Origin of the sequence: Streptococcus sp. D7B5 (assembly GCF_029691405.1) — a bacterium.
Classification (GTDB): domain Bacteria; phylum Bacillota; class Bacilli; order Lactobacillales; family Streptococcaceae; genus Streptococcus.
Map to the genome: position 1 here is coordinate 1,826,706 of NZ_CP121467.1, position 14,185 is coordinate 1,840,890.

Below are 14,185 nucleotides of genomic sequence, written 5' to 3' on the forward strand. Positions count from 1 at the left end.
CATATTAAACAAGAGGAGTGTCACATGACAAAAGCTAACTTTGGTGTCGTTGGTATGGCCGTAATGGGTCGTAACCTTGCCCTAAATATCGAATCTCGTGGCTATACAGTTGCCATTTACAACCGTAGTAAAGAAAAAACAGAAGATGTCATTGCTTGCCATCCTGAAAAGAACTTTGTGCCAAGCTATGACGTGGAAAGCTTTGTAAACTCAATCGAAAAACCTCGTCGTATCATGCTCATGGTTCAAGCTGGACCTGGTACAGACGCAACTATCCAAGCCCTTCTTCCACACCTTGACAAGGGAGATATCTTGATTGACGGAGGAAACACTTTCTACAAAGATACCATCCGTCGTAATGAAGAATTGGCAAACTCAGGGATCAACTTTATCGGTACTGGGGTTTCCGGTGGTGAAAAAGGTGCCCTTGAAGGTCCTTCTATCATGCCTGGTGGACAAAAAGAAGCCTACGAATTGGTTGCTGATGTTCTTGAAGAAATCTCAGCTAAAGCACCAGAAGATGGCAAACCATGTGTGACTTACATCGGTCCTGATGGAGCTGGTCACTATGTGAAAATGGTTCACAACGGTATCGAGTATGGTGACATGCAATTAATCGCAGAAAGTTATGACTTGATGCAACACTTGCTTGGTCTTTCTGCAGAAGATATGGCTGCAATCTTTACTGAGTGGAACAAGGGTGAATTGGACAGCTACTTGATCGAAATCACAGCTGATATCTTGAGCCGTAAAGACGATGAAGGTCAAGATGGACCAATCGTAGATTACATCCTTGACGCTGCTGGCAACAAGGGAACAGGTAAATGGACTAGCCAATCATCACTTGACCTTGGTGTGCCATTGTCACTTATCACTGAGTCAGTATTTGCTCGCTACATCTCTACATACAAAGAAGAGCGTGTGCATGCTAGCAAGGTTCTTCCAAAACCAGCTGCCTTCAAATTTGAAGGTGACAAGGCTGAGTTGATCGAAAAGATCCGTCAAGCACTTTACTTCTCAAAAATTATCTCATACGCACAAGGCTTTGCCCAATTGCGTGTGGCTTCTAAAGAAAATAACTGGAACTTGCCATTTGCAGACATCGCCTCTATCTGGCGTGATGGCTGTATCATCCGTTCTCGTTTCTTGCAAAAGATCACAGATGCCTACAACCGTGATGCAGACCTTGCAAACCTTCTCTTGGATGAGTACTTCTTGGATGTTACTGCTAAGTACCAACAAGCAGTGCGTGATATCGTAGCTCTTGCTGTTCAAGCTGGTGTACCAGTGCCAACCTTCTCAGCAGCTATTACTTACTTTGATAGCTACCGTTCAGCTGACCTTCCTGCTAACTTGATCCAAGCGCAACGTGACTACTTTGGTGCCCACACTTACCAACGTAAAGACAAAGAGGGAACCTTCCACTACTCTTGGTATGACGAAAAATAAGTAGGTCTGCCATGGGGAAACGGATTTTATTACTTGAGAAAGAACGAAATCTCGCTCATTTTCTCAGTCTGGAACTCCAAAAAGAGCAATACCGTGTTGATCTGGTTGAGGAGGGGCAAAAAGCCCTCTCCATGGCTCTCCAGACAGATTATGACTTGATTTTACTGAATGCTCGTCTGGGGGATATGACGGCCCAGGATTTTGCAGAGAGGCTGAGTCGGACAAAACCAGCCTCAGTGATTATGGTCTTAGACCATCGCGAAGAATTGCAAGACCAGATTGAGACAATCCAGCGCTTCGCCGTTTCTTACATCTATAAGCCAGTGATTATTGATGATCTAGTTGCTCGTATTTCAGCGATTTTCCGAGGTCGGGACTTTATCGACCAACACTGTAGTCAGATGAAGGTCCCAACGTCTTACCGCAATTTGCGTATGGATGTAGAACATCATACCGTTTATCGTGGCGAGGAGATGATTGCTCTGACGCGCCGTGAGTATGACCTTTTGGCCACTCTCATGGGAAGCAAGAAGGTCTTGACTCGTGAGCAGTTGTTGGAAAGTGTCTGGAAGTACGAAAGTGCGACAGAAACCAATATCGTGGATGTTTATATCCGTTATCTACGTAGCAAGCTTGATGTAAAAGGTCAAAAAAGCTACATTAAAACTGTGCGTGGTGTTGGGTACACCATGCAAGAATAGAAAAGCAGTTGCAGTTTTGTAACTGCTTTTTTTGAGAAGTTTCTATATATTGACATACAATAAAGTCTTTGCTACAATCAGTTATGGAGGATACGTCTAATGAAAATAATAAAAAAATTGATGCAAATCGCATTAGCAGTCTTTTTCTTTGGTTTGCTAGCGACAAGTGCAGTATTGGCGGATGATACTGATTCAGAAGGCTGGCAATTTGTCCAAGAAAATGGTAGAACCTACTACAAGAAGGGGGAACTCAAAGAAACCTACTGGCGAGTGATTGATGGGAAGTACTATTATTTTGATCCTTTATCTGGAGAGATGGTTGTCGGCTGGCAGTATATCCCGTTTCCATCTAAAGGTAGTACAATTGGTCCTTACCCAAATGGTATCAGATTAGAAGGTTTTCCAAAGTCAGAGTGGTACTACTTTGACAAAAATGGAGTGCTACAAGAGTTTGTTGGTTGGAAAGCATTAGAAATTAAAACTAAAGACAGTGTTGGAAGAAAGTATGGTGAAAAACGTACAAATCCGGAAGATAAAGAAGAGAAGAGTTTTTACACGAACTATTACTTTAATCAAAATCATTCTTTAAAGACAGGTTGGCTTTATGACCAGTCTAATTGGTATTATCTAGCTAAAACGGAAATTAATGGAGAAAACTATATTGGTGGTGAAAGACGTGCAGGTTGGATAAACGATGGTTCAGCTTGGTACTATCTAGATTCAGAAACTGGTATCATGCAAACTGGTTGGAAGCAAATTGGCAATAAGTGGTACTACCTCCGTTCATCAGGAGCTATGACAACTGGCTGGTATCAGGAAGGTTCAACTTGGTACTATTTAGATGCTGAAAATGGCGATATGAAAACAGGCTGGCAATATCTTGGTAACAAGTGGTACTATCTCCGTTCATCAGGATCTATGGCGACTGGTTGGTATCAGGAAGGTTCGACTTGGTATTATCTAAACGCAAGTAATGGCGATATGAAGACAGGCTGGTTCCAGGTTAATGGCAAATGGTACTACGCTTATAGTTCAGGTGCTTTAGCAGTGAATACGACTGTAGAAGGCTATTCTGTCAACTATAATGGCGAATGGGTTCAATAATGAAAGAGGCGATTGTGAAGGAAACAATCGCTTTTTTTGTGAAAATATAATAAAATAGATAGGAGAAAATACTACTGTATGAAATGAGACGGTCTTTCCGTCTGGTTAAAGGAAAACATGACAAAAAAAGTTGGTGTCGGTCAGGCACATAGTAAGATTATTTTAATAGGAGAGCATGCGGTTGTTTACGGTTATCCAGCCATTTCCCTGCCTCTCATAGAGGTGGAGGTGACTTGTAAGGTGGTCCCTGCTGAAAGTCCGTGGCGTCTTTATGAGGAGGATACCTTGTCCATGGCAGTGTATGCCTCGCTGGAGTATTTGGATATCAAAGAAGCTTGCATTCGATGTGTGATTGACTCGGCTATCCCTGAAAAACGGGGAATGGGTTCGTCAGCGGCTATCAGCATAGCGGCCATACGTGCGGTATTTGACTACTATCAAGCCGATCTGCCTCATGATGTACTAGAAATCTTGGTCAATCGGGCTGAAATGATTGCCCATATGAATCCAAGTGGTTTGGATGCCAAGACCTGTCTCAGTGACCAACCTATTCGCTTTATCAAGAATGTTGGTTTTACAGAACTTGAGATGAACCTATCTGCCTATTTGGTGATTGCAGATACAGGTGTGTATGGCCACACTCGTGAAGCCATCCAAGTGGTTCAAAGTATGGGGAAGGATGCCCTACCGTTTTTGCATGCCTTGGGAGAATTGACCCAGCAAGCAGAAGATGCGATTAGACGAAAAGATGCTGAAGGATTGGGACAAATCCTCAGTCAAGCGCATTTACATTTAAAAGAAATTGGTGTCAGCAGCCCTGAGGCAGACTCCCTCGTTGAAACGGCTCTTAGCCATGGTGCTCTAGGTGCCAAGATGAGTGGTGGTGGGTTAGGAGGCTGTATCATAGCCTTGGCAGCCAATCTGGATCAAGCAGAAGAACTAGCAAAACGATTAGAAGAGAAAGGAGCTGTTCAGACATGGATCGAAAGCCTGTAACAGTACGTTCCTACGCAAATATTGCCATTATTAAATATTGGGGAAAGAAAAAAGAAAAAGAGATGGTTCCTGCTACTAGCAGTATCTCTCTTACTTTGGAAAATATGTACACAGAGACGACCTTGTCGCCTCTACCGACGGATGCGACTGCTGATGCCTTTTATATCAATGGTCAACTTCAGAGTGAGGCCGAGCATGCCAAGATGAGCAAAATCATTGACCGCTACCGTCCGGCTGGGGAAGGTTTTGTCCGTATTGATACTCAAAACAACATGCCGACTGCGGCTGGCTTATCATCCAGTTCTAGTGGTTTGTCCGCCTTGGTCAAGGCTTGCAATGCTTATTTCCAGCTTGGTTTGGATCAGAGTCAGTTGGCACAGGAGGCTAAGTTTGCCTCAGGTTCTTCCTCTCGTAGTTTTTATGGACCACTGGGTGCTTGGGATAAGGATAGTGGGGAAATCTACCCTGTAGAGACAGACCTGAAACTAGCTATGATTATGTTGGTGCTAGAGGACAAGAAAAAAACAATTTCTAGCCGTGATGGGATGAAACTTTGTGTGGAAACCTCGACGACCTTTGATGACTGGGTGCGCCAGTCTGAGAAGGATTATCAGGATATGCTGGTTTATCTCAAAGAGAATGATTTTGTCAAGGTTGGGGAATTAACGGAGAAAAATGCCCTTGCTATGCACGCTACGACCAAAACAGCATCCCCAGCCTTTTCTTATCTAACGGATGCGACTTATGAAGCGATGGACTTTGTCCGTCAACTTCGTGAACAAGGCGAAGCCTGCTACTTTACCATGGATGCCGGTCCCAATGTCAAGGTTCTCTGTCAGGAGAAAGACTTGGAGCATTTATCAGAAATTTTCGGTCAACGTTACCGCTTGATTGTGTCAAAAACAAAGGATTTGAGTCAAGATGATTGCTGTTAAAACGTGCGGAAAACTCTATTGGGCAGGTGAATATGCTATTTTAGAGCCAGGACAGTTAGCCTTGATAAAGGCCATCCCCATCTATATGAAGGCTGAGATTGTGTTTTCTGAGAACTATCGTATCTACTCAGACATGTTTGATTTCGCAGTGGACTTGACGCCAAATCCTGACTACGGCTTGATTCAGGAAACGATTGCTCTAGTGGAAGATTTCCTCGTTTATCGTGGGCAAGCCTTGCGACCTTTTTCCTTGGAAATCCGTGGAAAAATGGAACGAGAAGGCAAAAAGTTTGGTCTGGGTTCTAGTGGTAGCGTTGTTGTCTTGGTGATCAAGGCCCTGCTGGCTCTATATGATATTACGGTTGATCAGGATCTCTTATTCAAGCTGGCTAGCGCGGTCTTACTCAAGCGAGGAGACAATGGTTCTATGGGAGACCTTGCCTGTATTGTGGCAGAGGATTTGGTTCTCTACCAATCTTTTGATCGAAAGAAGATAGCTACTTGGTTGGAAGAAGAAAGCTTGGCAACAGTTTTGGAGCGTGATTGGGGCTTTTCTATCTCACACGTACAACCTGCCCTAGAATGTGATTTCCTAGTGGGATGGACCAAGCAAGTGGCCGTATCGAGTCAAATGGTCAAGCAAATCAAGCAAAACATAGGCCAGAATTTTTTAACTTCCTCAAAAGCAACGGTATCTGCTTTGGTAGAAGTCTTGGAGCAGGGGAATGCAGAAAAAATTATCGAGCAGCTAGAAACAGCCAGTCAGCTTTTAGAAGGTTTGAGCCCAGATATCTACACACCTTCGCTGAGACAGCTGAAAGAAGCCAGTCAAGATTTGCAGGCTGTTGCCAAGAGTAGTGGGGCTGGTGGTGGTGACTGTGGCATTGCCTTGAGTTTTGATGTGCAATCAACTGAAACCATAAAAAATCGCTGGGCCGATCTGGGGATTGAGCTCTTATACCAAGAAAGGATAGGACATGACGACAAATCGTAAGGACGAGCATATCCGCTATGCCCTTGAGCAGAAAAGTTCCTATAATAGCTTTGATGAGGTGGAGTTGATTCATTCTTCCCTGCCTCTTTATGACCTGGATGAGATTGATTTGTCTACAGAGTTTGCAGGTCGAAAGTGGGACTTTCCTTTTTATATCAATGCCATGACAGGTGGGAGCGACAAAGGTAAAGAAATCAATCAAAAACTGGCTCAGGTGGCAGAAGCATGTGGGATTTTGTTTGTGACGGGCTCTTATAGCGCAGCCCTCAAAGATTCAACAGATGACTCTTTTTCTGTCAAATCTAGCCATCCAAAGCTTCTCCTTGGAACCAATATTGGCTTGGACAAGCCTGTTGAGTTGGGATTTCAGACTGTAGAAGCGATGAATCCTCTTCTCCTCCAAGTGCATGTTAATGTCATGCAGGAATTACTCATGCCGGAGGGAGAAAGAAAGTTTCGAAGCTGGCAATCGCATCTGGCAGACTATAGCAAGCAAATTCCCGTTCCTATTGTCTTAAAGGAAGTGGGCTTTGGAATGGATGTGAAGACCATCGAGAGAGCCTATGATCTGGGTGTTCGAACGGTTGACCTATCAGGTCGTGGTGGTACTAGCTTTGCCTATATCGAAAACCGTCGCAGTGGCCAGCGTGATTACCTCAATCAATGGGGGCAGTCTACTATGCAAGCCCTTCTCAATGCCCAAGACTGGAAAGACAAGGTCGAACTTTTGGTTAGCGGAGGCGTTCGGAACCCGCTGGATATGATTAAGTGCCTGGTCTTTGGAGCCAAGGCTGTGGGACTGTCACGTACCGTTCTTGAGTTGATTGAAACCTACTCCGTCGAAGAGGTGATTGGCATTGTCCAAGGCTGGAAAGAAGATCTGCGTTTGATCATGTGTGCCCTTAACTGTGCCACCATAGCGGATCTACAAAACGTAGACTATATTCTTTATGGCAAACTAAAAGAAGCAAAAGATCAGATGTAGAGAGGTCGGGACAAGAATCCCGCCCTTTTTTTGTAGCCTTTTGTCAACTGTAGTGAGTTGATGAAACCTAGCTTGTAGGAGCGATTTCTGTCCAATCTCCTTTTTCCATCCTCAGACCGAGGTGACTTTTTTGAATTGTGATAAAATAGAAGGGAGAGGATGCATCTATGAAAAAATTTCAAATCTTTTTATTTATTGAAGCCTGTCTGTTGACGGGAGCTCTGATTTTGATGGTATCAGAGCATTTTTCGCGTTTTCTGCTGATTCTGTTCCTCTTTTTGCTCTTGCTCCGCTATTATACAGGTAAGGAAGCCAACAACGTCTTCCTCCTTGTGACGACTATTCTTTTCTTTTTTATCGTTATGCTCAATCCCTTTGTGATTTTAGCCATCTTTGTAGCGGTGATCTATAGTCTCTTTCTACTCTATCCGATGATGAATCAAGAAAGAGAGGAGACCGACTTGGTCTTTGAAGAGGTGGTGACGGTTAAAAATGAACGCAATCCTTGGTTTGGTAATCTCCATCATTTCTCTAGCCACCAGACCTGCCAGTTTGACGATATCAACCTCTTTCGCCTCATGGGCAAGGACACCATTCATCTAGAAAGAGTCATCCTAACCAATCATGACAATGTCATTATTCTTAGAAAAATGGTCGGAACGACTAGGATTATCGTACCTGTAGATGTGGAAATCAGTCTCAGTGTCAACTGTCTCTATGGAGATTTAACTTTCCTCCATCAACCCAAGCGAGCCCTTCGCAATGAACACTATCATCAGGAAACCAGAGACTATCTCAAGAGTAACAAGAGCGTCAAGATTTTCCTAACTACTATGGTTGGCGATGTGGAGGTGGTCAGAGGATGAAAAATCAATCGTATCTGTTAATCGGGCTGACTTCTCTCCTTTTTATCCTCTTTTTGACCAATAGTCTACTTGATATTCTCAATCTTGATTGGTCCTATTTGCTACAAGATATCGAAAAACTGGAAAAGTTAATCTTCTTGATCTTGGTCTTTAGCCTTTCCATGTCCTTCTTCTTTGTCCTTTTTTGGCGCGTGATGGAAGAAATTTCTCGCAGAAAAATGCAGGTTAATCTCAAGCGACTCATAGCAGGAAAAGAGGTGGTTGCCTTTGCAGATCCAGACTTGGATGCCAGTTTTAAGTCCTTGTCTGGCAAGCTTAACCTCTTGACAGAGGCTGTTCAAAAGGCTGAAAATCAAAGCCTGGTCAAGGAAGAAGCAATCATCGAGAAAGAAAGGAAGCGGATAGCACGTGACCTGCACGATACGGTTAGTCAGGAGTTGTTTGCGGCTCATATGATTTTATCAGGTGTCAGTCAGCAGGCTTTGAAGCTGGATAGAGAAAAGATGCAGACCCAGTTGCAAAGTGTTGCAGCTATCCTTGAAACAGCCCAGAAAGATTTGCGGGTCTTGCTCCTACATTTGCGACCTGTTGAGTTGGAAGAGAAGAGTTTGGTTGAGGGGATTCAAATCCTCTTAAAAGAGCTTGAGGACAAGAGTGATCTCAAGGTTAGTCTCAAGCAAAATGTATCTAAATTGCCCAAGAAGATTGAAGAGCACATCTTCCGTATTCTTCAGGAGTTGATCAGCAATACCCTTCGCCATGCCCAGGCATCTTGTCTAGATGTCTACCTCTATCAGACAGATGTTGAAGTGCAGCTGAAGGTGGTGGATAATGGGATTGGTTTCCAGTTAGGGAGTTTAGACGACTTGAGTTATGGACTGCGAAATATCAAGGAGCGAGTCGAAGATATGGCAGGAACGGTTCAACTTTTGACAGCTCCAAAGCAAGGACTGGCGGTTGATATCCGTATTCCCCTGCTAGACAAGGAATCATAAAGGAGTAGAGATGAAAATTTTACTTGTAGATGACCATGAAATGGTCCGATTGGGCTTGAAAAGCTACTTTGACCTCCAAGACGATGTAGAAGTTGTGGGCGAGGCTGCCAATGGGGCTCAAGGTATTGACTTGGCCTTGGAACTGCGTCCAGATGTCATTGTCATGGATATCGTCATGCCTGAGATGAATGGGATTGATGCAACCTTGGCCATCCTCAAAGAATGGCCTGAAGCCAAGATTTTGATTGTGACTTCTTACCTAGACAATGAAAAAATCATGCCGGTCTTGAACGCGGGTGCTAAAGGCTATATGCTCAAGACTTCAAGTGCGGACGAACTGCTCCATGCTGTTCGTAAGGTTGCCGCTGGTGAGCTTGCTATTGAACAAGAGGTCAGCAAGAAGGTCGAATACCACCGCAATCATATGGAGCTTCATGAGGATCTGACTGCGCGTGAGCGAGACGTACTCCAACTCATCGCCAAGGGCTACGAAAATCAGCGGATTGCAGATGAACTCTTTATCTCTCTCAAGACGGTCAAGACCCACGTGTCCAACATCCTTGCCAAACTTGAAGTCAGCGATCGTACCCAGGCTGCGGTCTATGCCTTCCAGCACCACTTGGTGGGGCAGGAGGACTTTTAGATGAGTCTTGAAGATTTACTTGTGGAGCTAGAAGCAGCAAAAGACCCTGAGAAAGCAGGCCCAATGGAAGCCTATATGCGCCATCAATTTCCCTTTTTAGGGATTGCAGGTCCTGAAAGAAATGCCCTCTATAAAAAGTATTTTCCAGAAGCGAAAAAAACAAGAGTTATTGATTGGGATTTTGTAGACACTTGCTGGGCAAAGGAGCCAAGAGAATACCAATATGTAGCTGCCAACTATTTGAAAACTATGCAGTCTTATCTAACAGAGAATGATTTGCCTAATCTTGAGCGCCTGGTCGTGACCAAGTCCTGGTGGGATACGGTAGATATCCTAGATCGAATAGTAGGAAGTTTAGTATACGGCAAGCCAGAACTTGAAGAAATCATCCTCCAATGGAGCCTATCAGACAATATCTGGCTGAGGAGAGTCGCTATTGATCACCAGTTGTTAAGAAAAGAGAAGACCAATGTCCAGCTAATGGAAAAGGTCCTGCTCAACAATCTGGACCAGACAGAATTTTTTATCAACAAAGCCATCGGCTGGGCTCTAAGAGACTACTCTAAAACCAATCCGGAATGGGTAGCAAGCTTCATCGAAAAAAACAGGGAAAGAATGGCTGAACTCAGTATCAAGGAAGCCAGCAAGTACCTTTAGCATCATTGAAAAGCGCATTCATGACTTGAAAATTAACCGTGGTTTATGCTATAATAGACTGTATTTAAAAAATTTTAAGGAGAAATGACAGAATGTCTGTATCATTTGAAAACAAAGAAACAAACCGTGGAGTCTTGACTTTCACTATCTCTCAAGACCAAATCAAACCAGAATTGGACCGTGTATTTAACTCAGTAAAGAAAACTCTTAACGTTCCTGGTTTCCGTAAAGGTCACCTTCCACGCCCTATCTTCGACCAAAAATTTGGTGAAGAAGCTCTTTATCAAGATGCAATGAACGCTCTTTTGCCAAATGCTTATGAAGCTGCAGTAAAAGAAGCTGGTCTTGAAGTCGTTGCGCAACCAAAAATCGATGTGACTTCAATGGAAAAAGGTCAAGACTGGGTTATCACAGCTGAAGTCGTGACAAAACCTGAAGTAAAATTGGGCGACTACAAAAACCTTGAAGTATCAGTAGATGTAGAAAAAGAAGTAACTGACGCTGACGTTGAAGAGCGTATCGAACGCGAACGCAACAACTTGGCTGAATTGGTTATCAAAGAAGGCGCTGCTGAAAATGGCGACACTGTTGTTATTGACTTCGTTGGTTCTATCGACGGTGTTGAATTTGACGGTGGAAAAGGTGAAAACTTCTCACTTGGACTTGGTTCAGGTCAATTCATCCCTGGTTTTGAAGACCAATTGGTTGGACACTCAGCTGGCGAAACTGTTGATGTTATCGTAACATTCCCAGAAGACTACCAAGCAGAAGACCTTGCAGGTAAAGAAGCTAAATTCGTAACAACTATCCACGAAGTAAAAGCTAAAGAAGTTCCAGCTCTTGACGATGAACTTGCAAAAGATATCGATGAAGAAGTGGAAACTCTTGACGAATTGAAAGAAAAATACCGCAAAGAATTGACTGCTGCGAAAGAAGAAGCATACAAAGATGCTGTTGAAGGTGCAGCAATCGATAAAGCTGTAGAAAACGCTGAAATCGTAGAACTTCCAGAAGAAATGATTCACGAAGAAGTTCACCGTTCAGTAAATGAATTCCTTGGAAACTTGCAACGTCAAGGGATCAACCCTGACATGTACTTCCAAATCACAGGAACTACTCAAGAAGACCTTCACAAACAATACGAGGCAGAAGCTGAATCACGTACCAAGACTAACCTTGTTATCGAAGCAGTTGCCAAAGCTGAAGGATTTGACGCTTCAGAAGAAGAAATCCAAAAAGAAATCGAGCAATTGGCTGCAGATTACAACATGGAAGTGGCCCAAGTTCAAAACTTGCTTTCAGCTGACATGTTGAAACACGATATCACTATCAAAAAAGCTGTTGAATTGATTACAAGCACAGCAACTGTAAAATAATCTTAAAAGATAAAAAGCCCACCTGACTAGGTGGGTTTTCTGCTGGTCTATTTTCCAAAAATCAATTTGAGGTCTGCGTCTGTAATCCCGATCATGGCTGGAATACTAGACCAGTTTTCCTCGGTGAGGATGTAGGATTGTCCAGAGTCACTTGCTGTGGTAGTTTCAGAGAAGGCTTGTTTACTTTCTTCAATATTATTTTCAATTAAATCACTGAAGCGCTCAATCAGATAGGTCTTGCGAGCAGTCCCGATATGCTTGACTGCATAGTCAAAGGCCTGTAATTCACCAAGAAGGATGAGCTTGCTCTTGGCCCGTGTGATAGCTGTGTAGATGAGATTCCGCTCCAGCATGCGCTTGCTAGCACTGGTGATGGGCAGGATGACAACAGGAAACTCACTTCCTTGAGACTTATGGATACTCATGGCATAGGCTAGTCGAATCTTGTACCATTCGTTACGTGGGTAGATGACCTCATTGCCATCAAAATCAATGACAATCTCATCTTGTTTGGACTCGGTGTATTTTCCAGGAATCAGATCTGTGATGTAGCCTAGGTCTCCATTAAAGATATTGACTTCGGCATCGTTGACTAGGTGAATGACCTTGTCCCCTGTTCGATAGTGACACTGAGTGGCTTCAAAACTCACTTGTCCTTTTTGGTGAGGATTGAGCAGGTCTTGCATGAGTTGGTTGATGGCGTCAATACCAGCAGTTCCTCGATACATAGGCGCCAGCACCTGAATATCGCGAGCCGGAATGCCACTTCTGAGGGCAGCACCGAGGATTTTCTCAATGGTAGCTGGGATATGGCCACTAGCGATTTCAAAGTAGGAACGGTCTGCCTTTTTCTGAGTAAAGTCAGCTGGCAAGATGCCTTGTCGAATTTGACTAGCCAAGGTAACGATGGTTGATTCCTCGCTCTGACGGTAAATCCGTTCTAAGCGAGTCTGAGGAATCAGGGGTATCTGGAGCAGGTCAGCCAGGACTTGTCCGGGACTAACAGAAGGTAGCTGGTCGCTATCGCCCACGATGAGAATTTTACTGTTAGAAGAAATGTTGGAGAAGAGTTGGTTGGCTAGCCAAGTATCCACCATGGAAAACTCATCTACAATGATAAAATCGGCATCCAGATAATCATCTAGATGACTGGTATCATCGTCTCCCGTCATCCCCAAATGGCGGTGGATAGTAGCACTTGGCAATCCTGTCAATTCATTCATGCGCCGAGCTGCTCGACCAGTTGGTGCGGCGAGAAGGATAGGTAAGTTGCTCTTTTTCTTGAGTTCGAGTCCTTCAAGCAGGGCATAGACAGCGATAATCCCATTGATAACAGTCGTCTTACCAGTACCAGGTCCTCCTGTCAAGATAAAGACCTTGTTCTGGATAGCGTCACAGATAGCCTGTTTTTGAATGCTATCGTACTGAATCCCCAGTTCTTGCTCGACAGTAGCGATATGCTTTTGAATGGTTTCCAAATCCTGATTTTTCTGCTTTTCTTTTTCGAGGATACGAACCAAGTGACTGCGAATGCCTTCTTCAGCGAAAAAGAGGCTGTTATCAAAGATTTTGGTATCAATCTGCTGAACCTTGTCCTCTTCAATTAGATGAGATAATTCCTGAGCTACTTGACTGGGGTCTAGTTCCACAGGACGGGAAGACTCGAGGAGAGTCAGGGTTTGTTCCAGCAAATCTCGGGCTTCCATATAGGTATCGCCTGTATCCATACATCCCTGAAAAAGACTGTGGACAAGGCCAGCACGGAAGCGTTCAGGAGCTTGACTTTCGATGCCTAGCTCGGCAGCTAATTGGTCAGCAATGGTAAAACCCAAACCCTTGATATCCTCAACCAGTTGGTAGGGATAATTTTCGACAATACCCAGCGTTTCTTCCTTGTAAAAGTCTTGAATCTGAAAGGCCAGTTTATTGGGAATGCCGTAGTTGGCAAGTTTTGCCAAGACCATTTCTGTCCCATAGTTGAGACGGAGGGTGGAGACAAAAGCCTCACGGTTTTTGGCAGAGAGTCCAGCAATGCTTTCCAGCTTTTCAGGATGCTCCAGAATTTCGTCTATGGTATTGTCACCGTAGCTATCAACGATTTTCTGGGCAGTTTTGAGTCCAATTCCCTTGAAATGGCTACTAGAAAAATACTTGACTAGACCCTTACTAGTGGGTTTTGCTCGCTCATAACGACTGATCTGTAGCTGTTCTCCATACTTGGAGTGCTGAACGATTTGCCCCCAAAAAGTGTAGTCTTCACCCTCAATCACGTCAGCCATGGTTCCTGTAACGATGATTTCAAAATCGTCAAAGTCCTCCGCATTGGTATCTTCGATATCTAGGAGCAAGATGCGATAGAAATTACTGACATTTTCAAAAATAATGCGTTCAATGGTGCCTGAAAAATAAACTTCCATAGGTTTCCTTTACATGAGTTCGTGAGAATTGGTCTCTTGTCCACTTTGAAAAAACTAGATGACGAAA

13 protein-coding genes are annotated in these 14,185 nt (G+C 43.8%); 12 read left to right on the forward strand and 1 reads right to left on the reverse strand.

Translation table 11 applies throughout. The features are described 5' to 3' along the window. Nucleotides 1-24: 24 nt before the first annotated feature. The 12 genes from gndA (at nt 25) to tig (ending at nt 11,701) form a co-directional block, all read left to right on the forward strand. Nucleotides 25-1,449 carry an NADP-dependent phosphogluconate dehydrogenase gene (gndA, locus tag P8P68_RS08830; RefSeq protein ID WP_000158764.1) on the forward strand — a complete coding sequence of 475 codons (1,425 nt, stop codon included), beginning with the start codon at nt 25-27 and terminating at the stop codon, nt 1,447-1,449. Nucleotides 1,450-1,460: 11 nt separating this feature from the next. Continuing rightward, nucleotides 1,461-2,150 (forward strand): response regulator transcription factor, encoded by a 690-nt coding sequence (locus P8P68_RS08835; protein WP_000518004.1) that lies wholly within the window; start codon nt 1,461-1,463, stop codon nt 2,148-2,150. A gap of 99 nt (nt 2,151-2,249) precedes the next feature. Beyond that, a complete protein-coding gene (cbpJ, locus tag P8P68_RS08840; protein WP_008292544.1) occupies nt 2,250-3,254 on the forward strand; it encodes a choline-binding protein CbpJ in 1,005 nt (334 codons plus the stop codon). 117 nt (nt 3,255-3,371) lie between these two features. After that, complete coding sequence (gene mvk / locus P8P68_RS08845; protein ID WP_000163296.1) at nt 3,372-4,250, forward strand: mevalonate kinase; 879 nt, start codon at nt 3,372-3,374, stop codon at nt 4,248-4,250. After that, nucleotides 4,232-5,185, forward strand: a complete 954-nt coding sequence (gene mvaD / locus P8P68_RS08850; RefSeq protein ID WP_278275886.1) for a diphosphomevalonate decarboxylase — start codon at nt 4,232-4,234, stop codon at nt 5,183-5,185. The genes mvk and mvaD overlap by 19 nt, the downstream gene beginning before the upstream one ends. Then, nucleotides 5,172-6,179, forward strand: a complete 1,008-nt coding sequence (locus P8P68_RS08855) for a phosphomevalonate kinase (protein WP_278275887.1) — start codon at nt 5,172-5,174, stop codon at nt 6,177-6,179. The genes mvaD and P8P68_RS08855 overlap by 14 nt, the downstream gene beginning before the upstream one ends. After that, the gene (gene fni, locus P8P68_RS08860) at nt 6,163-7,164 is read left to right on the forward strand and encodes a type 2 isopentenyl-diphosphate Delta-isomerase (RefSeq protein WP_000210639.1); all 1,002 of its coding nucleotides are present in this window, start codon (nt 6,163-6,165) and stop codon (nt 7,162-7,164) included. Before P8P68_RS08855 ends, fni begins: the two co-directional genes overlap by 17 nt. A gap of 167 nt (nt 7,165-7,331) precedes the next feature. Beyond that, nucleotides 7,332-8,030: a cell wall-active antibiotics response protein LiaF gene (liaF, locus tag P8P68_RS08865; protein WP_278275888.1), complete on the forward strand. Its 699-nt coding sequence runs from the start codon at nt 7,332-7,334 to the stop codon at nt 8,028-8,030. Then, entirely contained in the window at nt 8,027-9,025 is a 999-nt protein-coding gene (locus P8P68_RS08870) for a sensor histidine kinase (protein WP_278275889.1), read from the forward strand. Before liaF ends, P8P68_RS08870 begins: the two co-directional genes overlap by 4 nt. 10 nt (nt 9,026-9,035) lie before the next feature. Further along, nucleotides 9,036-9,668, forward strand: coding sequence for a response regulator transcription factor (locus P8P68_RS08875; RefSeq protein WP_061865225.1), 633 nt, complete (start codon nt 9,036-9,038; stop codon nt 9,666-9,668). Continuing rightward, nucleotides 9,669-10,325 (forward strand): DNA alkylation repair protein, encoded by a 657-nt coding sequence (locus tag P8P68_RS08880; RefSeq protein ID WP_278275890.1) that lies wholly within the window; start codon nt 9,669-9,671, stop codon nt 10,323-10,325. It abuts the gene before it with no gap. 92 nt (nt 10,326-10,417) lie between these two features. Continuing rightward, a complete protein-coding gene (gene tig, locus P8P68_RS08885; RefSeq protein WP_000116504.1) occupies nt 10,418-11,701 on the forward strand; it encodes a trigger factor in 1,284 nt (427 codons plus the stop codon). A gap of 47 nt (nt 11,702-11,748) precedes the next feature. Here the strand turns inward: tig and P8P68_RS08890 are convergent, their stop codons facing one another. Then, on the reverse strand, nt 11,749-14,118 hold the full coding sequence (locus P8P68_RS08890) for an ATP-dependent RecD-like DNA helicase (protein ID WP_278275891.1): 2,370 nt from the start codon (nt 14,116-14,118) through the stop codon (nt 11,749-11,751). Between the last annotated feature and the right edge of the window lie 67 nt (nt 14,119-14,185).

Excerpts from the sequence above, each read along its gene's own strand:
- mvk (WP_000163296.1), top strand. The coding sequence starts at position 3,372 with ATGACAAAAAAAGTTGGTGTCGGTCAGGCACATAGTAAGATTATTTTA.
- P8P68_RS08890 (WP_278275891.1), bottom strand. The coding sequence starts at position 14,118 with ATGGAAGTTTATTTTTCAGGCACCATTGAACGCATTATTTTTGAAAAT.
- cbpJ (WP_008292544.1), top strand. The coding sequence starts at position 2,250 with ATGAAAATAATAAAAAAATTGATGCAAATCGCATTAGCAGTCTTTTTC.
- liaF (WP_278275888.1), top strand. The coding sequence starts at position 7,332 with ATGAAAAAATTTCAAATCTTTTTATTTATTGAAGCCTGTCTGTTGACG.
- P8P68_RS08875 (WP_061865225.1), top strand. The coding sequence starts at position 9,036 with ATGAAAATTTTACTTGTAGATGACCATGAAATGGTCCGATTGGGCTTG.
- fni (WP_000210639.1), top strand. The coding sequence starts at position 6,163 with ATGACGACAAATCGTAAGGACGAGCATATCCGCTATGCCCTTGAGCAG.
- tig (WP_000116504.1), top strand. The coding sequence starts at position 10,418 with ATGTCTGTATCATTTGAAAACAAAGAAACAAACCGTGGAGTCTTGACT.
- P8P68_RS08855 (WP_278275887.1), top strand. The coding sequence starts at position 5,172 with ATGATTGCTGTTAAAACGTGCGGAAAACTCTATTGGGCAGGTGAATAT.
- mvaD (WP_278275886.1), top strand. The coding sequence starts at position 4,232 with ATGGATCGAAAGCCTGTAACAGTACGTTCCTACGCAAATATTGCCATT.
- P8P68_RS08870 (WP_278275889.1), top strand. The coding sequence starts at position 8,027 with ATGAAAAATCAATCGTATCTGTTAATCGGGCTGACTTCTCTCCTTTTT.
- P8P68_RS08880 (WP_278275890.1), top strand. The coding sequence starts at position 9,669 with ATGAGTCTTGAAGATTTACTTGTGGAGCTAGAAGCAGCAAAAGACCCT.
- gndA (WP_000158764.1), top strand. The coding sequence starts at position 25 with ATGACAAAAGCTAACTTTGGTGTCGTTGGTATGGCCGTAATGGGTCGT.
- P8P68_RS08835 (WP_000518004.1), top strand. The coding sequence starts at position 1,461 with ATGGGGAAACGGATTTTATTACTTGAGAAAGAACGAAATCTCGCTCAT.